We start from the raw sequence: 21,359 nt of genomic DNA, 5'->3' as shown, positions 1-21,359 counted from the left end.
TTATACAGGCGATATGCGACTAAGAGGCTGGGATTATTTGTCCCAGTCTTTTTTATAGGATTGTTAGCCTTTTAATCTGTTTGTTACAGAAAATGATGTAAAAATAGTGTAAAATGAGATAAATCCTTTCTGTGTTTTCGGCTAAGGATATTTCTCAAAGTAAAGGAAGACAGATATGAAATTGATCAAAAGATTGGTAGGAATTGTCTTAATGCTGTTGCTTGCAGCAGTGCTATTTCTGGTTCCTTCTTCTATCAATCCAAATGAACAACTAAAAAATGTTCAAGCGAATACTTCGTGGGAAAGTATGATTGAGCCGACTTTGAACAATGCTAATGCAACAGCTCAGGGAGTCAGCACTGAGGTCTCTCTCAATAGCGTCCAGCTCAATCAGGTGCTTAAGTCTTCGCTGACTGATAGCGAGAATCAGGAGCTGCTGAACAGTGCTTACAGCATTGAAGGCAATAAGCTGCGCATCCAGTATCCGGTTAAGCTATTTTTTATTGATAGTAAGCTGGATCTAGAAGTGGATGTGACGGTGAAGGGGAGTGCCTTATACATCACAATCGATAATGCCAAGCTAGGCATCCTTCCTATCCCTAAATCTTGGGTGACTGGCATGCTGAAGCAGCAACTGCAGACCTCTAATTCGACTATCACGACGGAGGGAGATAGTTTCCTTCTACCTCTGCCGCAGAGTCCGTTCAGCATTGACAAAATCAGCCTGCAGAATGGAGTTGCTAAAATCCAGATCAGTATGGCTTATGGAATTCAATGATTTTGAAATCTAATTTAAACCAAATTTCTAGATTGAAGAAAAGATCTATTTTAGATGATGCTCTTCAATCTTTTTTGTATTTAAGAAAATTAATCAGGTAGAGCATGATGAAAATACCATATTATGTAACTTTGTAGGTATCAATCAGGAATATTAAAAAATTCTGACAATTCTTTGAAATTATGCTAAAATGAAGAAAAGGAGGGAAAACGATGAAATTTTACTCAATAGATCCAAATGTTGATGTGGTTGAAACTCCGGTCGAAGAGCAAGGACGTCTCATCCGCCATTTGCACCTTGCTAAAGGAAAACAAATTCCTGAACATAGCGCAGATGCTCTTGTTACAGTTGTCTGCCTAGAAGGAAAGGTGGATTTTACTGCCTTGGGAGAAACTGTACAATTGGTGCCAGGAAGTTTTCTGACAATGGAGCCGAATGAACTTCATAGTTTATATGGCGCAGAAGAGAGCCATGTTTTAGTGATTCAGCAGTTGCTTTATCCCTGATTTGCTCGAACAGATGCTCTTTCAACATTAACTCAAGGAATTTTCCCATTTCTTGAGTTTTTTTATTCTATTTTCCAAGAGGGCTTTGTCGCTAATTTTATGCTATAATAAATACTATGCAAACTAAACCAACTTCTGCCTATGTGCATATTCCTTTTTGTACTCAGATTTGTTATTACTGCGATTTTTCCAAGGTTTTTATCAAAAATCAGCCAGTAGATAGTTATCTGGAGCATTTGATTGAGGAGTATGATTCTTACGACATCAAAAAGCTCCGTACCCTCTATATCGGTGGCGGAACTCCGACGGCTCTATCTGCACCTCAGTTGGCTTTTTTGCTGGAAAAGCTGACGGACAAGCTGGACTTGTCTTATCTTGAGGAGCTGACCATTGAAGCCAATCCTGGAGATTTGGATGAGGAGAAGATTGCCGTACTAAAAGACTCGCCTGTCAATCGGGTTTCGTTGGGAGTACAGACCTTCAATGACCGCATGCTCAAGCAGATTGGCCGCAGTCACTCGGAAAAGGATATCTATGAGAACATTGCCAATCTCAAAAAAGCAGGTTTTGACAATATCTCGATTGATCTGATTTATGCCCTGCCCAAGCAGACCATGGAGGATGTGAAAATCAATGTAGCCAAGGCCATTGCTCTGGACATTCCCCACATGAGTCTGTACAGCTTGATTTTGGAAAATCATACGGTCTTCATGAATCGGATGCGGCGTGGGAAGTTGCCTCTGCCCAAGGAAGACTTGGAAGCGGAGATGTTTGAATACATTATAGCTGAGCTGGAAAAGGCCGGCTTTGAGCATTATGAGATTTCAAACTTTTCCAAGCCAGGCTTTGAGAGCCGCCACAATCTCATGTATTGGGACAATGCGGAGTATTATGGTATCGGAGCGGGAGCGTCTGGCTATGTTGATGGTGTTCGCTATAAAAATCACGGCCCCATTCGTCATTATCTGCAGGCGGTGGAAGCGGGTAATGCCCGTGTGCAGGAAGAAGTTCTGACGCTGAAAGAAAAGATGGAAGAAGAGATGTTTCTGGGCTTGCGCAAGAAGTCAGGTGTTTCTAAAAAGCGCTTTGAGGAAAAATTCGGTCTTTCCTTTGAAGACCAGTACGGTTCTGTCGTGTCTGAACTGACTGAGCAGGGCTTGCTAGTGCCGGACAGAGACATCGTGCGAATGACCAAACAAGGTCTCTTTTTAGGCGATACGGTTGCTGAGAAATTTATATTGGAGTAAATCATGGGCTTAACTTATCAAATGAAAATGAAAATTCCTTTTGATATGGCAGATATGAATGGCCATATCAAGCTGCCTGATGTCATCTTACTGTCTTTGCAGGTATCAGGCATGCAGTCAATTGAGCTTGGCGTCAGCGACAAGGACATGCTGGAGCAGTATAATCTAGTCTGGATTATTACGGACTACGATATTGATGTGACTCGTCTTCCTCGCTTTGCAGAGGAAATTACCATCGAGACTGAAGCCTTAACCTATAATCGGCTCTTTTGCTACCGCCGTTTCACGATTTTTGATGAGGAAGGTGAGGCTATTATCCAGATGATGGCAACCTTTGTCCTTATGGATCGTGATAGCCGCAAGGTTCATGCAGTTGAACCGGAGATTGTAGCACCATATCAATCAGAGTTTTCCAAGAAGTTACTGCGTGGCCCTAAATATCCAAACTTAGAAGATCCTGTCAGCAAGGACTACCATGTGCGTTTTTACGACTTGGATATGAATGGCCATGTCAACAATAGCAAGTACCTGGACTGGATTTTTGAGGTCATGGGCGCAGACTTTCTTACCCAGCATATTCCTCAGAAAATTAACCTGAAGTATGTCAAGGAAGTTCGACCAGGCGGCATGATTGCTTCTAGCTACGAACTAGACGGTCTGCAGAGCACTCACCAGATTTCTAGTGATGGCGATGTCAATGCGCAAGCTATAATCACTTGGCAAGAGATAAAAGAGATTAGAAAGTAATATATGACTTATAAAGGTTATTTGATTGATTTAGACGGGACGATTTATAAGGGAAAGAGCCGAATTCCTGCTGGTGAAGCTTTTGTGCATGAATTGCAGAAGCGTAGTATCCCCTATCTTTTTGTGACTAATAACACCACGCGTACGCCAGAAATGGTTCAGACCATGTTGGCTGAGAATTTCAATATTGAGACGCCACTTGAAACCATTTACACAGCGACTCTGGCTACTATTGACTATATGCAGGAGAAAAATCTTGGCAAGAAAGTCTATGTTATCGGAGATGTCGGGCTTAAACATGCCATTGAAGAAGCTGGCTATGAGGAAGATATAGAAAACCCCGACTATGTGGTAGTGGGTCTGGACTGGGAAGTGGATTATGAGAAACTGACAATAGCGACGTTGGCCATTCAAAAGGGTGCTCACTTTATCGGAACCAATCCTGACCTCAATATTCCGACTGAGCGAGGCCTGCAGCCGGGAGCGGGTGCTATCAATGCTCTCTTGGAAGCCGCTACTCGTGTTGAGCCGACCTTTATCGGCAAGCCCAATGCCATCATTATGGAAAAAGCGATAGAGCATTTAGGGCTGGCGCGTGAGGACGTGGTTATGGTGGGCGATAACTACCTGACAGATATTCGAGCGGGAATCGACAACGGGATTCCGACCCTCTTGGTTACGACAGGCTTTACCCTGCCAGAAGAAGTGCCAAATCTGCCGATTCAACCAACACATGTCTTGTCTAGCCTAGCGGAGTGGGACTTTGATGCGTGATAAGTTAAGATTTTCAGCCAGTGTCCTATGCTTGCTGGCAGCAGCTATCTTACTGACTATTTATCTGGCTTGGCTCTTATACCCGATGGAGATTTCTTATTTCGCTTTGTCCGATAAGGTTCATTTGAAATCAGAGACCATCCAGTATAATTTCAACATTTTGATGAATTACTTGACAAATCCTTTTAGTCAGAAGCTGTCGATGCCGGATTTTCGCTCGTCAGCAGCAGGTCTGCATCATTTTCAAGCGGTCAAGTATCTTTTTCACTTGGCGCAAGCTATTTTTCTAGTTACTCTGCCTGCTTTGATTTTCTTTATCAAAAAAGTGGTCAAAAAAGGATTTTTAGCTCTTTATCAAAGAAGTTTGTTTTTCTTGAGCATATTGCCCTTCGTCATGATTTGCTTGGCTGGCTTGATTGGTTTTAACAGCTTTTTTACGCTCTTTCATCAAGTGCTTTTTGTGGGAGACAATACATGGCTATTTGATCCAGCCAAGGATCCAGTCATCTGGATTTTGCCAGAAGAATTTTTCATGCACGCCTTTATTCTTTTTGCTCTTCTTTACGAGGGAATCTTTTTAAGTTTGTATTTTTTCAGTAGAAAGACTCGTAGTCAATAATAACAAAGGAGAATTTATGAATACGTTACCTGAGCCTTTAAATCCCAAGAAAGATCTGGGGAGATTTTCAGCAAGCTGCTTCACTTATTCTATCGTGATGCTAGTGGTCGTTATCCTTTATACTGTCTTTTCCTATTTCTTTGTTCTTTTTCAGCAGGGCTTTGATATAGGTAAGACTGAGGAATTTGTAAAAAGTTTTATGGATAAAGATGGCGGTTCCTACATTATCGCTTCTTGTTTAGGTGTGCTTATTTTCACGATTTTCAGGGGCAAGCAGCTTTTTACTCGAGATTTGCGCAAGAAAAATAAGAAAATGACAGCCAAAGTCTTCTTCTTCATGATTTGCTTCTTGTTTTTCTCTCAGCTTTTTAGCACTTTGACGAGTCAGATCATGAATACTATTTTGTCTCTCTTTGGTTTGGATCTTTCTGAAATTTTATCACAGGATTTTAGCTCTCATTCAATCACCATGTTTATCTATACAACAATCATGGCACCGATTACGGAGGAGATTATTTTTCGAGGAGCAGGCTTGCGGGCCTTGGAAAAGCACGGAAAAGTATTTGCCATTGTCATGACAGCTCTTCTTTTCGGACTGTTTCATGAAAATCTCTATCAGCTTTATTTTGCTGCTATGATTGGTCTGGGATTTGGTTACATTGCTTTTGAATATTCCATTTTCTGGGTGATCTTCTTCCATATTTTCAATAATTTGGTCATCGCAGAAGGGCTTGATTTCCTGACCAACTATATCCCAGAAAGCATCGTGATTCTCATAAATTATGGATTGATGACTGCAGGAACTACGGTAGTATTGATTGTACTCATTTTAAATAGGTCGAAGATTAAAGACTACATTACTGAAAATAAATCTCAGCCAGGCACATATAGGCAAGCCTTTAAATCAGTTTGGTTCTGGGTATTTTCAATTTTATGTGTGCTCGCTGCCTTTTTACCTATCCTTCTTGTCTATATCAGTTCAAGGTAATAAAGTAAAAGAAGTCTAACAGGCTTCTTTTTTCTATATTCTAAAATAAATGGAGTATTTTGGAAGAAAATGATAAAAAATGCTTGATTTTGAAATTTAATCTTGTATAATAGAACTGTAATCGATTGCAGAGGAGGTTTTCTATGCTGAAGTCGAAAAGAAAGCAGCTCATTCTCGAAAAAGTTACCAAAGATAAATTTGTATCTTTAGAGTATCTGGTACAAGCTTTAAACACTTCAGAATCAACTGTTAGAAGAGATTTGGATGAGCTTGAAAGCGAGCGGAAGTTGAGGCGTGTACATGGTGGTGCCGAGAGTCTTCACTTTTTGCAGGAGGAAGAAAGCAATCAAGAAAAATCTATCAAAAACATTCAAGAAAAAACCAGAATCGCTCAGAAAGCAGCCAGCTTGATTCAAGAATACGATGTCATTTTTATTGATGCAGGGACGACCAATGAACTCTTAGTCAATGAATTGCACGATCCGAGCGTGACGGTGGTGACCAACTCGATCCACCATGCAACTAAGCTAGTGGAGCGCAATATTCCCACAGTGATTATTGGTGGAGTGGTAAAACGCTCGACAGATGCTAGTATTGGTGGTGTCGCTCTAAATCAAATCGGCCAGCTGAATTTTGATAAGGCTTTTATCGGAATGAATGGAATTGACAGTGGATTTTTCACGACTCCAGACATGGAAGAAGGAGCAGTGAAACGCGCTATTCTTGAAAATGCTAAGAGAACTTATGTTTTAGCTGATGCTTCAAAGCTGGGCAATACATCTTTTGCAAAAGTGGCCCCAATATCGCGCGCAAGGCTTATTACAAACCAAACTGAATCTGAAGTGATTCAAAAGATTAAAGAAAAAACGGAGGTAATAGAAGCATGATTTATACAGTCACACTCAATCCATCCATTGACTATATCGTTCGCTTGGACCAAGTCCAAGTTGGCAGTGTCAATCGTATGGATAGTGATGATAAATTTGCTGGTGGGAAAGGAATCAATGTCAGCCGTGTTTTGAAGCGCTTGGATATTCCAAACACAGCTACTGGATTTATCGGAGGCTTTACTGGTAAATTTATCACAGATACATTAGCAGAGGAAGAAATCGAGACACGCTTTGTCCAAGTGGCAGAAGATACTCGCATCAATGTCAAGATTAAAGCAGACCAAGAAACAGAAATCAACGGAACAGGTCCAAATGTTGAACCAGCTCAGTTAGAAGAATTGAAATCTATTTTATCTAGTTTGACAGCAGAAGATACGGTTGTATTTGCGGGTTCAAGTGCTAAGAACTTGGAAAATGTCATCTACAAGGAGCTGATTGCCTTGACGCGCCAGACTGGTGCGCAAGTGGTTTGTGACTTCGAAGGTCAGACCTTGATTGATAGTTTGGACTACCAGCCACTTTTGGTCAAGCCAAACAATCACGAACTTGGAGCTATCTTTGGAGTGAAACTCGAAAGTTTAGATGAAATCGAGAACTATGCTCGTCAGTTACTGGCCAAGGGAGCTCAAAACGTCATTATCTCTATGGCAGGTGATGGTGCCCTTCTTGTCACATCTAAGGGAGCTTACTTTGCCAAACCTATCAAGGGAACAGTGAAAAATTCAGTTGGAGCTGGCGACTCTATGGTTGCTGGATTTACAGGTGAATTTGTCAAATCCAAAGATGCAGTAGAAGCCTTCAAGTGGGGAGTGGCTTGCGGAACGGCAACTACCTTCTCGGATGACTTGGCAACAGCGAAATTTATTAAAGAAACATATGAAAAAGTTGAGGTAGAAAAACGATGAAAATTCAAGACCTATTGAGAAAAGATGTCATGTTGCTGGATTTGCAGGCAACTGAAAAAACTGCTGTCATCGAAGAGATGATTAAAAGCTTGGTCGATCACGGTTATGTGACGGATTTCGAAACTTTTAAAGAAGGAATCTTAGCGCGTGAAGCTCTCACTTCCACTGGTTTGGGTGACGGAATTGCTATGCCTCACAGCAAGAACTCTGCTGTCAAAGAAGCAACGGTTCTCTTTGCTAAGTCAAACAAGGGTGTTGACTATGAAAGTTTGGATGGGCAACCAACAGACCTCTTCTTCATGATTGCAGCTCCAGAAGGTGCCAATGATACTCACTTGGCTGCCTTGGCAGAATTGTCTCAATACTTGATGAAAGACGGTTTTGCTGACAAATTACGTAAAGTATCTTCACCAGATGAGGTTATCGCTCTCTTTGACCAAGCGTCTGAAAAGGCAGAAGAGCCTGCAACTGTTGCTCCTGCCAACGAATCTGGTGACTTCCTCGTAGCCGTTACAGCTTGTACAACGGGGATTGCCCATACTTACATGGCCCAAGAAGCCCTTCAAAAAGTAGCTGCTGAAATGGGTGTTGGCATCAAGGTTGAAACCAATGGTGCCAGCGGTGTTGGAAATAAACTAACAGCAGAAGACATCAAGAAAGCGAAAGCAGTCATCATCGCAGCAGACAAGGCTGTTGAAATGGATCGTTTTGATGGCAAACCTTTAATCAGTCGCCCGGTTGCAGACGGTATTCGCAAGACAGAAGAACTCATCAATCTGGCTCTTTCTGGCAATGCTGAAGTTTACAAGGCTGCTAATGGTGGCGCTGCAGTAGCTAGCAGTAGTGAAAAACTTAGCTTGGGCGGAGCTTTTTACAAGCACTTGATGAGCGGTGTTTCTCAAATGTTGCCATTCGTCATTGGCGGTGGGATTATGATTGCCATTGCCTTCTTGCTGGATCAGATCTTAGGCGTGCCAAAGGATCAGCTTTCTAATCTGGGAAGCTATCATGAAATTGCAGCTCAATTTAAGGCAATTGGTGGTGCAGCCTTTGGCTTCATGTTGCCAGTATTGGCTGGTTATATCGCTTACTCAATCGCTGAAAAGCCAGGTTTGGTTTCTGGTTTCGTAGCCGGTGCAATTGCTAGCAGCGGTGCATCATTTGGTGGTGTTGCCTATGCTGCAGGTGGTGAGAAGACACTTTCTCTGGCTGGTGTATCATCTGGTTTCCTTGGAGCTCTGGTCGGTGGATTCTTAGCTGGTGGCGTGATTTTGGTCCTTCGCAAATTACTTGCAGGTCTGCCTCGCTCACTTGAAGGTATTCGCTCCATCTTGCTCTTGCCACTTCTTGGTGTTCTTGTGACTGGATTCCTTATGCTGGCAGTCAATATCCCTATGTCAGCAATCAATACAGCCCTCAACGATTTCCTTGCTAGTCTGAGCGGAAGCTCTGCGGTTCTTCTCGGTCTCTTAGTCGGTGGTATGATGGCTGTCGATATGGGTGGACCAGTCAACAAAGCAGCTTATGTATTTGGTACAAGTACACTGGCAAGTACTGTTTCAACTGGTGGTTCTCCAGTCATGGCAGCGGTTATGGCAGCTGGTATGGTTCCACCGCTTGCAGTATTTGTTGCAACTCTACTTTTCAAAGATAAATTTACTACTGAAGAACGTGATTCTGGTTTGACAAATATCGTCATGGGGCTTTCTTTCATCACAGAAGGTGCGATTCCTTTTGGAGCTGCTGACCCAGCCCGTGCAATTCCAAGCTTTATCGTCGGTTCAGCTCTTACAGGTGCACTTGTCGGTCTATCTGGTATCAAACTCATGGCTCCTCACGGAGGAATCTTCGTAATTGGTTTGACAAACAACCCAATCCTTTACCTTGTGTATGTTTTGATTGGTGCAGTTGTCAGCGGTATTCTTTTCGGATATTTGCGTAAACCACTGGAAAAATAAAACATGGACGAAAGAATCTTGATGGTTTGTCAAGGTTCTTTTTGCCATAATTTGAATAGATGGGATAAGATCATGAAAACATATACAGATAAGTTAGTTGTGAATATGAGTGCAGAAATTGCTTGGGAAGCATTGAAAATGATGGATAAATGGCTTCCTAATTTATCAACAAATCAAGCCATTCACTTTGAAGGTGGAGAAGACTTTTTCTACGAAGGAAGAAAGTACGATATTGTGACAAAAGAAGGGATAAAAATATCTTGCGAAATAAGCGAGGTCAATGAGGAAGCCTTTTGGATTGAGATACATGCGAGACACTCTCACTTGCGTTCGATTTTAAATTGTCAAGTGATTCCTTTGACTTCTTCGAGCTGCCAATTGGTAAGAACACAATCTTATCAAGGCTTTGTTGGATTTTTATTTAATCTATTCTTTAAGCGTAGAGAAACAGGTGAAACGAGTAAGTACTTGGAAGTATGGAAAAATTACGCCCAGAATCAGCTTCAGACTTTGTGAGAATTCGTCACCATCTCCTAGTGAATAAAGTTATGAATATAATTATCGCTAGAAAGATACATCAAATTATGTTATAATGGACTATCGTATATTTTTAGGAGAATAGTAATGGAATTACAACGTGAACAAGAATTTGTCAGCCAGTATCATTTTGATGCACGCAATTTTGAATGGGAAAAAGAAAATGGAACCCCGGAAACAAAAGTTGACGTGAATTTTCAGCTGATTGAAAGAAATGAAGAAAAGAATTCAACATCCATGATTGTGATTTTGACTTTCATGATTGTGTTTGATCGTTTTGTAATTAGTGGAACGATCACGCAGACAAATCATATTCAAGGACGTTTGGTGCAGGAACCTAGTGAATTTGAGCATGAAGAAGTGGAAGAATTGGCGCGTCCTTGTTTGACTATGCTCAATCGCTTGACGTATGAAGTGACGGAGATTGCGCTAGATTTACCAGGTATTAATTTGGAGTTCTAATGATGAAATTAGCGGTTATAACGGATTCGTCCGCTTTTTTACCGGATAGCCTTCGTGGAAATGACCATCTTTTTGTGCTCAATATTCCAGTAGTGATTGCTGGAGAGACTTATGTGGAAGGAAAAAATCTGACAGCCAGTGAGTTTTATGAGAAAATGGCTGCTGCAGATGAATTGCCAAAGACAAGTCAGCCTAGTGTGGCAGAGTTAGAGGAGACGTTGACGCGCCTTGCTGGCGAGGATTACACGCATGTGCTGGGGCTCTTTTTATCCAGTGGGATTTCAGGATTTTATCAAAATATCCAGTATCTCAAGGACGAGTTTCCTGACTTGAAAATCGCTTTTCCTGATTCAAAAATCACCAGTGCTCCGCTGGGTCTCATGGTTGAAAATGCTTTGACTTGGGCTGCGGAAAGACAGGATTTTGAAGAGATTTTGCTCAAGATTCAGAGACAAATCGATGGAACCAGTGCCTTTATCATGGTTGACGATCTCAATCATCTGGTTAAGGGCGGTCGTTTGTCCAATGGCGCAGCTATTTTGGGCAATCTCCTGAGTATCAAGCCGATCCTGTATTTTAACGATGCAGGTGTCATCGAAGTCTTTGAAAAGATTCGGACAGAAAAGAAAGCGATTAAGAGATTGATTGAAGTAGTGGAGGAAAAAACTGCCTCTGCTTCTTATCAGGTCATGGTGATTCACGGGAATGCTGAAGAGAAGGCGGAAAGCTTACGCCAGCAGCTGATAGAGGCTGGCATAGCGGACGATATTCCTCTTGCTACCTTTGGTAGTGTGATTGGAACTCACCTGGGCGAGGGTAGTGTCGCTTTGGCCTACATTCCGCTGGTCTAGAGTTTTGTAGAGCGGTTAGTCAAGAATAGAGAGAGGTTCTAGATGAGTATAAAAGTCATTATTGCTGGTTTCAAGGGAAAGATGGGACAAGCAGCCTATAAAATGGTAACAGAAGATCCTGAGTTGGCATTGGCCGGTCTACTAGATCCTTTTACAGATGAAAAGGAAGTAGCGGGAGTTCCAGTTTTCAATACCAAAGAAGAACTTGCTGGTCTTCAGGCAGATGTCTGGATTGACTTTACGACTCCCAAAGTGGCTTATGAAAATACTCGCTTCGCTCTTGAGAATGGATTTGCTCCGGTGGTCGGAACGACTGGTTTTACGCCTGAGCAGATTGAAGAATTGACTGAACTATCGCGTCAAAAGGGACTTGGTGGATTGATTGCCCCGAATTTTGCTCTAGGGGCCGTTTTGCTTATGCAGTTTGCAGCCCAAGCAGCCAAATATTTCCCAGACGTGGAGATTATCGAACTGCATCATGACAACAAAAAAGATGCACCGAGCGGCACGGCTATCAAAACAGCTGAATTAATCAGTCAAGTTCGGACGAGTAAGCAGCAGGGAGCGACCGACGAAGAAGAATCGTTGGCTGGCGCCCGTGGAGCTGCCTTTGACGGTATGCGGATTCACTCAGTGCGTTTGCCGGGATTGGTGGCCCATCAGGAAGTTATCTTTGGTAGTCAGGGAGAAGGACTGACTTTGCGGCATGACTCCTATGATCGGGTTTCCTTTATGACTGGGGTAAATCTGGGTATCAAAGAGGTAGTGAAGCGCTCTGAATTGGTCTATGGATTGGAACATTTACTATGAGATTAGAGAAGATGCCTTCTGAGTTTCAGGAGGCTTTGCCAGTATTAGAGAAGATTAAAGAGGCTGGTTTTGAGGCTTATTTTGTCGGTGGTTCTGTACGAGATGCTCTGTTGAATCGGCCGATTCACGATGTGGACATTGCTAGCTCAGCCTATCCCGAGGAAATCAAAACAATCTTTCCACGGACTGTCGATGTTGGCATTGAGCATGGGACGGTTCTGGTCTTGGAAGGCCAGGGAGAATACGAAATAACGACCTTTCGGACTGAGGATGTCTATGTGGACTACCGCAGGCCTAGTCAGGTCTCTTTTGTGCGCTCTTTAGAAGAAGACTTGAAGCGCAGGGATTTTACAATCAATGCTCTTGCTTTAAACCAAGAGGGGGAGATTGTAGACCTCTTTAACGGTTTGGCAGATATGAAAAATCGCACTCTGCGGGCAGTGGGAGTAGCTGCAGAGCGTTTCAATGAAGATGCTCTCCGCATCATGCGAGGCTTTCGTTTTCAGGCTGGTTTAGACTTTGATTTGGAAGACTTGACCTTTCAGGCTATGGCAGATTGCGCGCCGCTTTTGGAGAAGATATCGGTAGAGCGGATTTTTATCGAGTTTGACAAGCTCTTGATGGCACCTTTCTGGCGAAAAGGTCTGGAGAGCCTGCTCAAAGCTGCTGCCTACGACTTTCTTCCTGATATGAAACATTCAGCAGAAGCTTTGCAGGAATTATTAGACCGTCTAGCAGGAGATTTTCAATTTTTTAGTTCCGAGCAGGCTTGGGCTGCGCTTTTGCTGGCTTTGAAGGTAAAAGATGTTCGTAAGTTCTTGAAACATTGGAAAACGTCCAATGACTTTCAAAAGCGAGTGAATCAGCTGGTAGCTGTTTATAAGATTCGACAGGAACGGAGTCTTTCCAAGCGTGATTGCTATCAGTATGATTTGGATTTGATTTTGCAGGCAGAAAGTTTGAGACAGGCAGCAGGCTTGCCAGTTGAGTTTGAGGCTATTGAAGCGACACATGCTGCTCTGACTATTCATGACAAACATGAGATTGTGGTGACGGGCAGTCATTTGATCCGAGATTATGGCTTTAAACCCGGACCAGAATTGGGACAAATCCTGACTAAAATTGAATGGGCCATTGTCGACGGAGAATTGGCAAATAGCAAGAAAGAGATTATGAACTTTATTAAGGAGCAAGTTGGATGAGTGACTTTATCGTTGAAAAGCTGAGTAAGTCTGTCGGGGATAAGACAGTCTTTCAAGAGATTTCTTTTATCATTCACGACTTGGATCGGATCGGACTGATTGGGGTCAATGGGACAGGAAAAACCACTCTTTTGGATGTCTTGTCTAGCAAATCAGGCTTTGATGGTGATGTATATCCCTTTTCAGCAAAATCTGACTATAAAATCTCCTATTTGACTCAGGAACCAGACTTCGATGAAGAGAAGACAGTCTTGGATACTGTTTTGTCCAGTGATTTGCGAGAAATGCAGCTTATTCGAGAATACGAGTTGCTCATGGCAGCTTATGATGAAGCCAAGCAAGCTCGTCTAGACAAGGTCATAGCAGAAATGGATTCGTTGCATGCTTGGGAGATTGAAAGTCAGGTAAAAACCGTCCTATCCAAGCTCGGTATCTCGGATTTGGCAGCAAAAATCAGCCAGCTTTCTGGTGGTTTACGCCGGCGAGTTCAGTTGGCGCAGGTTTTGCTTTCCGAAGCAGACTTACTACTGCTAGACGAGCCGACCAACCATCTGGACATTGATACGATTGAATGGCTGGCAAATTTTCTCAAGAACTCAAAGAAAACCGTCCTCTTTATCACCCACGACCGCTATTTTTTGGACAATATTTCCACGCGGATTTTTGAATTGGACGGCGGGAGCTTGATTGAGTATCAGGGCAATTATCAGGACTATGTCCGACTAAAGGCTGAGCAAGATGAGCGCGATGCTGCCTTGCTCCATAAGAAACAGCAGCTTTACAAGCAGGAGTTGTCTTGGATGCGCCGTCAGCCTCAGGCGCGGGCGACCAAGCAGCAGGCACGTATCAATCGTTTCCATGATCTTAAAAGTGATTTGGCTGGTCAGACCAATCAGACGGACCTAGAGATGAACTTTGAAACCAGTCGTATTGGAAAGAAGGTTATTGAGTTTCAGGATGTGGATTTTGCATACGGAGACAAGCAGATTTTGTCCCATTTCAATCTCTTGCTGCAAAACAAAGATCGACTGGGCATTGTCGGAGATAATGGAGTGGGCAAGTCTACTTTGCTCAATCTAATTGCTGGTCAGTTGCAGCCTCAATCTGGTCAGGTCATAATTGGCGAGACAGTCCGAGTGGCCTACTTTTCTCAGCAGATTGAAGGGCTGGATGAGTCCAAGCGGGTCATCAATTACTTGCAAGAAGTGGCGGAAGAAGTTAAGACAGGGAGTGGCACAACATCCATTGCTGAGCTATTGGAGCAGTTTCTCTTTCCTCGCTCAAGCCACGGTACTTTGATTGAGAAGTTGTCTGGCGGAGAAAAGAAGCGGCTCTACCTGCTCAAACTTTTACTTGAAAAGCCCAATGTCCTGCTTCTGGACGAGCCGACCAATGATTTGGATATCGCAACCTTGACGGTCTTAGAAAATTTCTTGCAGGGCTTTGCAGGACCAGTGATCACAGTTAGTCACGATCGCTATTTCCTAGATAAGGTAGCCAGCAAGATTTTAGCTTTTGAAGATGGACAGGTCAGAGAGTTTTTTGGAAACTACACGGACTATCTGGATGAAAAGGCTTTTAGACAATCCAGCGCAGCTATTTCCCAAAAGAAAGAAAAGGAAAAGCCAGTCAAGGCGCGGGAGCAGAAGAAGCGGATGAGCTACTTTGAAAAGCAAGAGTGGGAGACCATCGAGGCGGATATCGAGGAGCTGGAGGCACGTATCGCCGCCATTGAGACGGAAATGGAGCAGAACGGCTCGGACTTTACTAAGCTTTCGGAACTTCAGAAGGAGCTGGATGACAAGAATGAGCAGCTTCTTGAAAAGTATGAGCGCTATGAGTATCTGAGTGAGTTGGAGTAGCACAGTTACATAGTACATTCGTTATGGATACAAGTTTGTGAGGGAGAATGATGGAAATTAGGATTTATAGCCAGCCTAGTCAGGAAATCAAGGAGCTGCTCTTTGAGCTGGTTCAAAGCTGTCAGGTAGCAGATGGGACTTATCGTCTTCCTTATCTGGATAACGCCTATAATTTTGATGCGGAAATGCCAGCCTTTTTTCTGGCCAATCTAGATCATCAAACGGTTGGTTTTTTATCGGTTTATGCGGATGAGCCGGGGCAAGCAGAGGTATCTGTCTATGTATTGCCCGACTATCGCAGACAAGGCATAGCGAGCGCCCTTTTACAGGAATTTTCCAAAATTGCAGAGAAATACGATTTATCCCAAAACGAATACATCAGTGAAGTCAAGTTTTTAACAGACCATCCGACCTTTGCTGAGAAGTTTGACTATGATTTGAAAGAAACGGAAATCTGGCTGGAGCAGGCGGCGGGGACTTTCCCTGAAGAAGAAAAAGAAGGCGTGAAATTTTTACTTGGGAAAAAGGAAATGGTTGCGGAGATTGCAGCGTTTCAGTCTCAGATTTTTGAAATGCCGATGGATACTGCACTTCACTATGCTAGTCAAGTGCTGGAGAGTCCAGATAGCCTGCTCTATGTCCTGAAAAAGGACGGTCAAATCGTGGCGTCTTGCTCAGTTGATACAAGTTTTGGTAGCAATTATTTGTTTGCCCTAGCTGTGAATCAGGCCTTTCAAGGACAGGGCTTAGGGAGTCACCTAGTCAGGTCTATCCTGAAAGACCTTGCTAGCCGCAATGGACAAGTCTGTCAAATCGTCGTAGAAGCCCAGAATACAGGTGCCATGAGGTTGTATGAAAAATTGGGCTTTAAACGAAAGTCGGAAACAGTTTATTTAAAGAGAAAATAAAAAGATTAACCTTCAGAGAAAAGTGCTATGGAGGTCAGGAGATCTGTTTATGATAAAGAGAAAAGAGCCATCCTTAGTCCGGGCTGGCTTGGTGCTAGGCTTACTAGCCTTGGGAAATTTAGTCGGTGATGTCAGTCAGTTCTTGCGCTATCTTTTAGCAAGTCTGGCATTCTTGTTTTTCCTTCATCTAGTGGTGGGAATGCTGACGCATACCAAGCAAGTCAAAGAGCAGCTGGGGCAAGCATTAGTAGCCTCTGTCTTCCCGACTTTTTTCATGCAGGGAATGGTGGCTTCGACCTATCTAGCGACCTGGTCTTTTTTGGGAAATTTTGCCCGAATTAGTGCGCAAGTGCTGTGGTGGCTGAGCTTTAGCGGGCTGGTTTTCTTGATGTCCTATTATATTATAACTTTTGTATTTCCTTTCAAGTGGGAGAATGTCTTTCCAGCTTGGACGGTTTTATTTGTCGGGATCGGTGTCGCTCCCCTGACAATTGCAGTTCCCCAGCAGTTGGCTTTGGGGCAGCTGGTCTTTTGGTATGGACTTTTAGCGACTATCTTGGTATTGCCAATCGTCCTTTATAAAACTTATAAAATCGGCTTAGCAGAGAATGTTCGTCCAAACGCGACAACAATTTGTGCGCCTATTTCCTTGATGACAGCGGCTTATGTGGCTACTTTTCCTCAGCCCAATCCTGTCTTGTTGAGCTTGCTCTTGATTTCAGGACAATGCTTTTATGCCTTTATTTTATGGCAACTTCCTCGTTTGCTCAATCGTCCTTTTTCAGCAGGATTTTCTGCCTTTACCTTCCCCTTGGTCATTTCGGCTGTGGCCTTGAAGCAATCTTTAAATGCATTGAATCTTGGTCGAGCTGGGCAAATTCTGCTTACTTTTGAAGTCTTAATAGCCCTGCTCGTCGTTCTTTATGTCACCTTCTTGTATGCAAAGGATATTTTGGGCAAATGAGGCAGATTTCAGAGATGTATTTCCAAGAGGAAAGTCACTGCCTACCTTTGAGGAAGGCTGAGTTTATGATATAATTAGGAGTATTTGTAAAAGGAAAAAGATATGAATATTCAACAATTGCGTTATGTAGTGGCCATTGCCAACAGCGGAACCTTTCGTGAAGCAGCAGAAAAAATGTATGTCAGCCAGCCCAGTCTATCTATCGCGGTGCGAGATTTAGAAAAGGAACTGGGATTTAAGATTTTCCGCCGGACGAGTAGCGGAACCTTTCTGACTCGGCGGGGCATGGAATTTTACGAGAGAGCTCAGGAATTGGTCAAGGGCTTCGATGTTTTCCAAAATCAATATGCTAATCCTGAAGAGGAAAAGGATGAATTTTCCATTGCTGGTCAGCACTATGACTTTTTGCCGCCTTTGATAACAGAGTTTTCTCAGCGCTATCCTGACTACAAGAATTTTCGGATTTTCGAGTCTACGACCGTGCAGATTTTGGATGAAGTAGCCCAAGGCCACAGTGAGATTGGGATTATTTATCTCAATAATCAGAATAGCAAGGGCATCATGCAACGGATTGAAAAGCTAGGCTTGGAAGTCATCGAGCTAATTCCTTTCCAGACCCACATTTATCTGCGGGAAGATCATCCTCTGACTCAAAAGGAAGAGTTGGTCATGGAGGACTTGGCAGATTTGCCGACGGTTCGCTTCACTCAGGAAAAGGACGAGTATCTCTATTATTCAGAGAATTTTGTCGATACCAGTGCCAGCTCCCAGATGTTTAATGTAACGGACCGGGCTACGCTGAATGGGATTTTGGAGCGGACGGATGCTTATGCGACTGGATCTGGCTTTTTGGATAGCAACAGTGTAAATGGCATCACTGTCATCAAACTCAGAGACAATTTAGACAATCACATGGTTTATGTCAAGAGGGAAGATGTAGAGTTGAGTCAGGTCGGCGAAGCTTTTGTAGCTGTTATGAAAGAATATTTTGCACAGAAAAGAGAAGTATGAAACGAAAGATTACCATTCCTTTTTTAGTTGTTCTTTTGATTGCTCTCGATCAAGCGGTCAAGTATTATATTGTTTCCAATTTTTCCTTGGGGCAGGTCAGGAAGTTTATCCCTAAGATTGTCAGTTTGACCTACCTGCGAAATACTGGTGCCGCCTTTTCTATCTTGGAAAATCAGCAGTGGTTTTTCGCCTTGATTACTTGTGCTGTGCTTGGAGCAGCTGGTTGGTATTTGCTTAAAAATATTCAGGGCTCCAAATGGTTGCTGACGGGACTCATTCTAATTATTGCTGGTGGCTTGGGCAATTTCATTGACCGAATTCAGCAAGGATTTGTAGTGGATATGTTCCAGCTAGATTTTGTCAATTTTGCTATTTTTAACGTAGCGGATATGTACCTGACTGTTGGAGTAGCGATTTTATTACTGGTGATGTTGAAGGAAGAAACAAATGGAATTGAAAATTGATGCAGTAGCCGCAGGCCTGCGTTTGGATAAGGCAGTGGCGGACCTGACTGAGCTATCCCGTGGTTTAGCCAATGAACAGATAAAAAATGGCCAGATTTTGGTTAATGGAGAGGCAAAAAAAGCCAAGTATGCTGTCAAAGAGGGCGATGTCATTTCCTATGAAGTACCTGAGCCAGAGGTAGTTGAGTATGTGGCAGAGGATCTTCCGCTAGAAATCGTCTATCAGGATGAGGATGTTGCCGTCGTCAACAAGCCGCAAGGCATGGTGGTTCATCCTTCAGCTGGCCATACCAGCGGTACTCTGGTCAATGCTCTCATGTATCACATCAAAGACCTTTCTGGCATCAATGGTGTGTTGCGCCCGGGAATTGTCCATCGGATTGATAAGGACACTTCTGGACTTTTGATGATTGCCAAGAATGATCAAGCCCATCTTGCACTTGCAGACGAACTCAAGGATAAGAAATCCCTGCGTAAATATTGGGCGATTGTCCATGGAAATCTGCCTAACGACCGCGGAGTGATTGAGGCGCCGATTGGCCGTAGTGAAAAAGACCGCAAGAAGCAGGCGGTTACAGCCAAGGGGAAACCCGCTCTGACACGTTTCCAAGTTTTGGAACGTTTTGGGGACTATACCTTGGTTGAGTTACAGCTGGAGACGGGGCGGACGCATCAAATCCGTGTCCACATGGCTTATATCGGCCATCCAGTCGCTGGAGATGAGGCCTATGGACCTCGTAAGACCCTGAAGGGCCATGGTCAATTTTTGCATGCGCGAACACTGGGCTTCACCCATCCTCGGACTGGCGAAGTGCTGGAATTTACGGCTGAAGCGCCAGCTATTTTCCTAGAAACTCTTGAAAAACTCAGAAAAGTCCATGACTAATCGTCTCCGTATTTATGAGACTCTAGATAAATGGAAAATTAAGTCGACTGTCTTGGTTACAGTCGTTTTTATTTTCGACAAATCATGATATAATAAATAGAATACCCTAAAAGGAAGAGAAAAATGAAGTTAGAAGATTTGAAAAAACGTCAGGAGAAGATTCGCAATTTCTCCATCATTGCCCATATTGACCACGGGAAATCAACCTTGGCTGACCGGATTTTGGAGGCGACAGAAACGGTTTCCAGCCGGGAAATGCAGGCTCAACTCTTGGACAGCATGGACTTGGAGCGGGAGCGCGGTATCACCATTAAGCTTAATGCCATCGAGCTCAATTATACTGCTAAGGACGGCGAAACCTATATCTTCCACTTGATTGATACACCGGGACACGTGGACTTTACCTATGAGGTGTCACGATCATTGGCGGCCTGTGAAGGAGCCATTCTGGTTGTGGATGCTGCTCAGGGGATTGAAGCTCAGACTCTTGCTAATGTTTATCTAGCGCTGGACAATGACTTGGAAATCCTGCCAGTTATCAATAAGATTGACCTGCCAGCTGCGGATCCAGAGCGGGTGCGGGCAGAGATTGAAGATGTGATTGGTCTGGATGCTAGCGAAGCCGTATTGGCTTCTGCCAAGGCTGGCATCGGAATTGAAGATATTTTAGAGCAGATTGTGGAAAAAGTTCCAGCTCCGACTGGAAATGTTGAAGCACCACTCAAAGCCTTGATTTTTGACTCAGTCTACGATGCCTATCGTGGGGTAATCCTGCAAGTGCGGGTGATGGATGGTGTGGTCAAGCCGGGAGATACCATTCAGCTCATGAGCAATGGCAAGAACTTTGACGTAACTGAGGTCGGTATCTTTACACCGAAAGCTATTGGACGTGATTTCCTAGCGACAGGGGATGTTGGTTATATCGCAGCTTCTATCAAGACGGTACAGGATACTCGGGTCGGAGACACAGTGACCTTGGCGAACAATCCAGCATCTGAGCCCCTGGACGGCTACAAGCAGATGAATCCGATGGTATTTGCGGGGCTCTATCCGATTGAGTCCAATAAATACAATGACCTGCGTGAGGCGCTTGAAAAGCTCCAGCTAAACGATGCCAGTCTGCAGTTTGAACCAGAAACATCTCAGGCATTGGGATTTGGATTCCGCTGTGGTTTCTTAGGCTTGCTGCATATGGATGTTATTCAGGAGCGTTTGGAGCGGGAATTCAATATTGACTTGATTATGACGGCTCCGTCTGTTATCTATAAGGTTAATCTGACAGATGGTGAAGCTATTGATGTCTCTAATCCGAGTGAGTTTCCGGATCCGACCAAGATTGATTCCATTGAAGAGCCTTATGTCAAGGCGCAGATTATGGTGCCGCAGGAATTTGTCGGAGCGGTGATGGAGTTGGCTCAGCGCAAGCGCGGTGACTTTGTGACCATGGACTATATTGACGATAATCGGGTCAATGTTATCTATCAAATTCCACTTGCTGAAATTGTCTTTGACTTCTTTGACAAGCTCAAGTCCTCTACTCGTGGCTATGCTAGCTTTGACTATGAAATCTCTGAGTATAGCTCATCCAAGCTGGTTAAGATGGATATCCTCCTCAATGGCGACAAGGTTGATGCCCTTAGCTTTATCGTTCACAAGGAATTTGCCTATGAGCGTGGTAAGCTGATTGTAGACAAGCTCAAGAAAATCATTCCTCGTCAGCAGTTTGAAGTACCCATTCAGGCAGCCATCGGACAGAAAATCGTGGCTCGGACTGACATCAAGGCTCTGCGTAAGAATGTTTTGGCCAAGTGTTATGGTGGTGATGTTTCCCGGAAGCGCAAACTCCTAGAAAAACAAAAAGCTGGTAAAAAACGGATGAAAGCAATCGGATCTGTCGAAGTCCCACAAGAGGCCTTCCTCAGCGTTTTGAGTATGGATGAGGATTAAAGTTGACATTAATCGCCTGAGCTCAGCATTACAAAACGAAGGA

At 43.5% G+C, this 21,359-nt stretch carries 22 protein-coding genes; all 22 read left to right on the top strand.

Annotation, left to right across the window (positions count from 1 at the left end):
• Nucleotides 1-175 precede the first annotated feature (175 nt).
• Nucleotides 176-778, top strand: coding sequence for a hypothetical protein (locus O3651_RS01355; protein ID WP_371609311.1), 603 nt, complete (start codon nucleotides 176-178; stop codon nucleotides 776-778).
• A 212-nt stretch (nucleotides 779-990) separates the two neighbouring features.
• The gene (locus O3651_RS01350; RefSeq protein ID WP_371609310.1) at nucleotides 991-1,284 is read left to right on the top strand and encodes a cupin domain-containing protein; all 294 of its coding nucleotides are present in this window, start codon (nucleotides 991-993) and stop codon (nucleotides 1,282-1,284) included.
• Between the two features lie 116 nt (nucleotides 1,285-1,400).
• Nucleotides 1,401-2,531: a radical SAM family heme chaperone HemW gene (gene hemW / locus O3651_RS01345; RefSeq protein ID WP_371609309.1), complete on the top strand. Its 1,131-nt coding sequence runs from the start codon at nucleotides 1,401-1,403 to the stop codon at nucleotides 2,529-2,531.
• A gap of 3 nt (nucleotides 2,532-2,534) precedes the next feature.
• The gene (locus O3651_RS01340; RefSeq protein ID WP_371609308.1) at nucleotides 2,535-3,278 is read left to right on the top strand and encodes an acyl-ACP thioesterase domain-containing protein; all 744 of its coding nucleotides are present in this window, start codon (nucleotides 2,535-2,537) and stop codon (nucleotides 3,276-3,278) included.
• Nucleotides 3,279-3,281: 3 nt separating this feature from the next.
• A complete protein-coding gene (locus O3651_RS01335) occupies nucleotides 3,282-4,052 on the top strand; it encodes a TIGR01457 family HAD-type hydrolase (protein WP_371609307.1) in 771 nt (256 codons plus the stop codon).
• On the top strand, nucleotides 4,045-4,671 hold the full coding sequence (locus O3651_RS01330) for a TIGR01906 family membrane protein (RefSeq protein WP_371609306.1): 627 nt from the start codon (nucleotides 4,045-4,047) through the stop codon (nucleotides 4,669-4,671). The genes O3651_RS01335 and O3651_RS01330 overlap by 8 nt, the downstream gene beginning before the upstream one ends.
• A 16-nt stretch (nucleotides 4,672-4,687) precedes the next feature.
• Nucleotides 4,688-5,659, top strand: a complete 972-nt coding sequence (locus O3651_RS01325) for a lysostaphin resistance A-like protein (protein ID WP_371609305.1) — start codon at nucleotides 4,688-4,690, stop codon at nucleotides 5,657-5,659.
• 143 nt (nucleotides 5,660-5,802) lie between these two features.
• Entirely contained in the window at nucleotides 5,803-6,546 is a 744-nt protein-coding gene (locus O3651_RS01320; RefSeq protein ID WP_125446999.1) for a DeoR/GlpR family DNA-binding transcription regulator, read from the top strand.
• Nucleotides 6,543-7,454: a 1-phosphofructokinase gene (gene pfkB / locus O3651_RS01315; protein WP_371609304.1), complete on the top strand. Its 912-nt coding sequence runs from the start codon at nucleotides 6,543-6,545 to the stop codon at nucleotides 7,452-7,454. The genes O3651_RS01320 and pfkB overlap by 4 nt, the downstream gene beginning before the upstream one ends.
• Nucleotides 7,451-9,412: a fructose-specific PTS transporter subunit EIIC gene (locus O3651_RS01310; RefSeq protein ID WP_371609303.1), complete on the top strand. Its 1,962-nt coding sequence runs from the start codon at nucleotides 7,451-7,453 to the stop codon at nucleotides 9,410-9,412. Before pfkB ends, O3651_RS01310 begins: the two co-directional genes overlap by 4 nt.
• A gap of 72 nt (nucleotides 9,413-9,484) precedes the next feature.
• A complete protein-coding gene (locus O3651_RS01305; protein ID WP_371609302.1) occupies nucleotides 9,485-9,928 on the top strand; it encodes a hypothetical protein in 444 nt (147 codons plus the stop codon).
• Between the two features lie 108 nt (nucleotides 9,929-10,036).
• The gene (locus tag O3651_RS01300; protein WP_005590470.1) at nucleotides 10,037-10,411 is read left to right on the top strand and encodes a DUF1149 family protein; all 375 of its coding nucleotides are present in this window, start codon (nucleotides 10,037-10,039) and stop codon (nucleotides 10,409-10,411) included.
• Between the two features lie 2 nt (nucleotides 10,412-10,413).
• Complete coding sequence (locus tag O3651_RS01295; RefSeq protein ID WP_371609317.1) at nucleotides 10,414-11,262, top strand: DegV family protein; 849 nt, start codon at nucleotides 10,414-10,416, stop codon at nucleotides 11,260-11,262.
• Between the two features lie 42 nt (nucleotides 11,263-11,304).
• Nucleotides 11,305-12,072, top strand: coding sequence for a 4-hydroxy-tetrahydrodipicolinate reductase (gene dapB / locus O3651_RS01290; RefSeq protein WP_371609301.1), 768 nt, complete (start codon nucleotides 11,305-11,307; stop codon nucleotides 12,070-12,072).
• Nucleotides 12,069-13,274, top strand: a complete 1,206-nt coding sequence (locus tag O3651_RS01285; protein WP_371609300.1) for a CCA tRNA nucleotidyltransferase — start codon at nucleotides 12,069-12,071, stop codon at nucleotides 13,272-13,274. Before dapB ends, O3651_RS01285 begins: the two co-directional genes overlap by 4 nt.
• A complete protein-coding gene (locus tag O3651_RS01280; protein ID WP_371609299.1) occupies nucleotides 13,271-15,136 on the top strand; it encodes an ABC-F family ATP-binding cassette domain-containing protein in 1,866 nt (621 codons plus the stop codon). The genes O3651_RS01285 and O3651_RS01280 overlap by 4 nt, the downstream gene beginning before the upstream one ends.
• A 50-nt stretch (nucleotides 15,137-15,186) precedes the next feature.
• Nucleotides 15,187-16,044: a GNAT family N-acetyltransferase gene (locus O3651_RS01275; RefSeq protein ID WP_371609316.1), complete on the top strand. Its 858-nt coding sequence runs from the start codon at nucleotides 15,187-15,189 to the stop codon at nucleotides 16,042-16,044.
• A 49-nt stretch (nucleotides 16,045-16,093) separates the two neighbouring features.
• Nucleotides 16,094-17,008 carry a TDT family transporter gene (locus tag O3651_RS01270; RefSeq protein WP_371609298.1) on the top strand — a complete coding sequence of 305 codons (915 nt, stop codon included), beginning with the start codon at nucleotides 16,094-16,096 and terminating at the stop codon, nucleotides 17,006-17,008.
• A 102-nt stretch (nucleotides 17,009-17,110) separates the two neighbouring features.
• Nucleotides 17,111-18,019, top strand: coding sequence for a LysR family transcriptional regulator (locus tag O3651_RS01265; protein ID WP_371609297.1), 909 nt, complete (start codon nucleotides 17,111-17,113; stop codon nucleotides 18,017-18,019).
• Complete coding sequence (gene lspA, locus O3651_RS01260) at nucleotides 18,016-18,483, top strand: signal peptidase II (RefSeq protein WP_371609296.1); 468 nt, start codon at nucleotides 18,016-18,018, stop codon at nucleotides 18,481-18,483. Before O3651_RS01265 ends, lspA begins: the two co-directional genes overlap by 4 nt.
• Nucleotides 18,467-19,369, top strand: coding sequence for an RluA family pseudouridine synthase (locus tag O3651_RS01255; RefSeq protein WP_314481397.1), 903 nt, complete (start codon nucleotides 18,467-18,469; stop codon nucleotides 19,367-19,369). The genes lspA and O3651_RS01255 overlap by 17 nt, the downstream gene beginning before the upstream one ends.
• Before the next feature lie 123 nt (nucleotides 19,370-19,492).
• Nucleotides 19,493-21,316: a translation elongation factor 4 gene (gene lepA, locus O3651_RS01250; RefSeq protein WP_371609295.1), complete on the top strand. Its 1,824-nt coding sequence runs from the start codon at nucleotides 19,493-19,495 to the stop codon at nucleotides 21,314-21,316.
• The last annotated feature ends 43 nt before the right edge of the window (nucleotides 21,317-21,359 follow it).

The sequence above is a fragment of the Streptococcus sp. 27098_8_73 genome (genome assembly GCF_041432495.1).
In the GTDB taxonomy this organism is placed as follows: Bacteria; Bacillota; Bacilli; order Lactobacillales; family Streptococcaceae; genus Streptococcus.
The sequence above is the reverse complement of the archived record's forward strand: the minus strand, read 5'-3'. Positions and strand labels throughout refer to the sequence as shown.

What these genes read in the sequence shown, in the direction of transcription:
- O3651_RS01355 (WP_371609311.1), top strand. Translation starts at nt 176, where the DNA reads ATGAAATTGATCAAAAGATTGGTAGGAATTGTCTTAATGCTGTTGCTT.
- O3651_RS01350 (WP_371609310.1), top strand. Translation starts at nt 991, where the DNA reads ATGAAATTTTACTCAATAGATCCAAATGTTGATGTGGTTGAAACTCCG.
- hemW (WP_371609309.1), top strand. Translation starts at nt 1,401, where the DNA reads ATGCAAACTAAACCAACTTCTGCCTATGTGCATATTCCTTTTTGTACT.
- O3651_RS01340 (WP_371609308.1), top strand. Translation starts at nt 2,535, where the DNA reads ATGGGCTTAACTTATCAAATGAAAATGAAAATTCCTTTTGATATGGCA.
- O3651_RS01335 (WP_371609307.1), top strand. Translation starts at nt 3,282, where the DNA reads ATGACTTATAAAGGTTATTTGATTGATTTAGACGGGACGATTTATAAG.
- O3651_RS01330 (WP_371609306.1), top strand. Translation starts at nt 4,045, where the DNA reads ATGCGTGATAAGTTAAGATTTTCAGCCAGTGTCCTATGCTTGCTGGCA.
- O3651_RS01325 (WP_371609305.1), top strand. Translation starts at nt 4,688, where the DNA reads ATGAATACGTTACCTGAGCCTTTAAATCCCAAGAAAGATCTGGGGAGA.
- O3651_RS01320 (WP_125446999.1), top strand. Translation starts at nt 5,803, where the DNA reads ATGCTGAAGTCGAAAAGAAAGCAGCTCATTCTCGAAAAAGTTACCAAA.
- pfkB (WP_371609304.1), top strand. Translation starts at nt 6,543, where the DNA reads ATGATTTATACAGTCACACTCAATCCATCCATTGACTATATCGTTCGC.
- O3651_RS01310 (WP_371609303.1), top strand. Translation starts at nt 7,451, where the DNA reads ATGAAAATTCAAGACCTATTGAGAAAAGATGTCATGTTGCTGGATTTG.
- O3651_RS01305 (WP_371609302.1), top strand. Translation starts at nt 9,485, where the DNA reads ATGAAAACATATACAGATAAGTTAGTTGTGAATATGAGTGCAGAAATT.
- O3651_RS01300 (WP_005590470.1), top strand. Translation starts at nt 10,037, where the DNA reads ATGGAATTACAACGTGAACAAGAATTTGTCAGCCAGTATCATTTTGAT.
- O3651_RS01295 (WP_371609317.1), top strand. Translation starts at nt 10,414, where the DNA reads ATGAAATTAGCGGTTATAACGGATTCGTCCGCTTTTTTACCGGATAGC.
- dapB (WP_371609301.1), top strand. Translation starts at nt 11,305, where the DNA reads ATGAGTATAAAAGTCATTATTGCTGGTTTCAAGGGAAAGATGGGACAA.
- O3651_RS01285 (WP_371609300.1), top strand. Translation starts at nt 12,069, where the DNA reads ATGAGATTAGAGAAGATGCCTTCTGAGTTTCAGGAGGCTTTGCCAGTA.
- O3651_RS01280 (WP_371609299.1), top strand. Translation starts at nt 13,271, where the DNA reads ATGAGTGACTTTATCGTTGAAAAGCTGAGTAAGTCTGTCGGGGATAAG.
- O3651_RS01275 (WP_371609316.1), top strand. Translation starts at nt 15,187, where the DNA reads ATGGAAATTAGGATTTATAGCCAGCCTAGTCAGGAAATCAAGGAGCTG.
- O3651_RS01270 (WP_371609298.1), top strand. Translation starts at nt 16,094, where the DNA reads ATGATAAAGAGAAAAGAGCCATCCTTAGTCCGGGCTGGCTTGGTGCTA.
- O3651_RS01265 (WP_371609297.1), top strand. Translation starts at nt 17,111, where the DNA reads ATGAATATTCAACAATTGCGTTATGTAGTGGCCATTGCCAACAGCGGA.
- lspA (WP_371609296.1), top strand. Translation starts at nt 18,016, where the DNA reads ATGAAACGAAAGATTACCATTCCTTTTTTAGTTGTTCTTTTGATTGCT.
- O3651_RS01255 (WP_314481397.1), top strand. Translation starts at nt 18,467, where the DNA reads ATGGAATTGAAAATTGATGCAGTAGCCGCAGGCCTGCGTTTGGATAAG.
- lepA (WP_371609295.1), top strand. Translation starts at nt 19,493, where the DNA reads ATGAAGTTAGAAGATTTGAAAAAACGTCAGGAGAAGATTCGCAATTTC.